The organism is Acinetobacter sp. 228, assembly GCF_048147885.1.
Genome location: NZ_JAYWYV010000509.1, coordinates 1 through 1111 on the forward strand (window position 1 = coordinate 1; position 1111 = coordinate 1111).

1 protein-coding gene and 1 pseudogene are annotated in these 1111 nt (G+C 38.0%); both read left to right on the plus strand.

The window, feature by feature from the left end; genetic code table 11:
- Positions 1-271: 271 nt before the first annotated feature.
- Positions 272-790: a hypothetical protein gene (locus VXQ92_RS20295; protein ID WP_416682997.1), complete on the plus strand. Its 519-nt coding sequence runs from the start codon at positions 272-274 to the stop codon at positions 788-790.
- Positions 791-851: 61 nt separating this feature from the next.
- Positions 852-1111: pseudogene (locus VXQ92_RS20300) on the plus strand (hypothetical protein); the annotation flags it as partial.

Below are 1111 nucleotides of genomic sequence, written 5' to 3' on the forward strand. Positions count from 1 at the left end.
GCTGGATATATTTTAAAGGAAAGTGCTGTTTCATACGGATCGACTTAATGACATATGGTGATAAAAATAGCTGCTTATTCTAACGCAAGCGCACTTAAAATATCGCATATTTTTCAAAGTTTCAGTGAAGAGGCAAATTGGCTTTTTTGACTTTGTAGACAACAAAATTGTAGAGTCTTGTATATAAGAAGCAAAATAATTCTGTTAAAGTCTCTCATTCAATAGAATAGGGTTTGTTCTCACCATACGATTAGGGAAAATGGAGAAAATAATGAGAAAAATTTATCCCTTACTTGCAGTTTTGACAGTAAGCAGTTGGGCACATGCTCAAGATTACTCATTTCTTCCAGAAGCAAAATTAGCAGATCATAAAGCATCTACCTGGAATGTAGGCGCCGGTTTTACACAAAAATTGTTACATCTCAATGGTGAGTGGGTAAATCCTTATGGAATTGCTTACGCAAAAGTTGGTGCATTTTTAAATGGCGATAAAACTGCTGGAGGACAAGTCGGATTCCGCTATCCGTACTACCTTACTGGAACAGATAAAAATGGTTACTATATTGGCTTTTATGCTGGACATCTTGATAGCAAATCGGTAGACGGAGATTATAAATCTCGTTTAGGTGCTGGTGTCGATTTGGCATATGTATTGTTGAATTCAGAAAGAATTAGTACGTTTAGTGTGGGTATCGGCGCAGCGGAAAAATTAACGGACCAGAATGGTGATGTTGCTGCAGATACTAAACCACAAATTCAATTTTCTTATTCTCTAAGGTTTGGTTTATAAAACAAAACAGTTTATCGTTAACTCGCCATAAGCAGAGCACAAATAAATACGAGAGTCTTACATGTTAGAGTACGTCAGCGGATTGTGGCAGACCTTTTTACACAGACCTGATTTTTGGGCCGTTTTGAGTATCATTCCGGTCACTGCCTTTGTCACATGGGCACATGTGTGGATGGCTTTAAAAATGGTGTTTTACCCAATCAAGTTTTGGGGATTTCATTTAGGCCCTTTACCAGTCGGCTGGCAAGGTATCGTGCCACGTAAAGCAGGACGTATCTCTGGAATTATTACCGATAATACTTTATCCAAGTTAGGTTCTTT

Bases quoted from the DNA above. Each gene is read 5' to 3' on its own strand.
- VXQ92_RS20295 (WP_416682997.1), top strand. From the start codon at position 272: ATGAGAAAAATTTATCCCTTACTTGCAGTTTTGACAGTAAGCAGTTGG.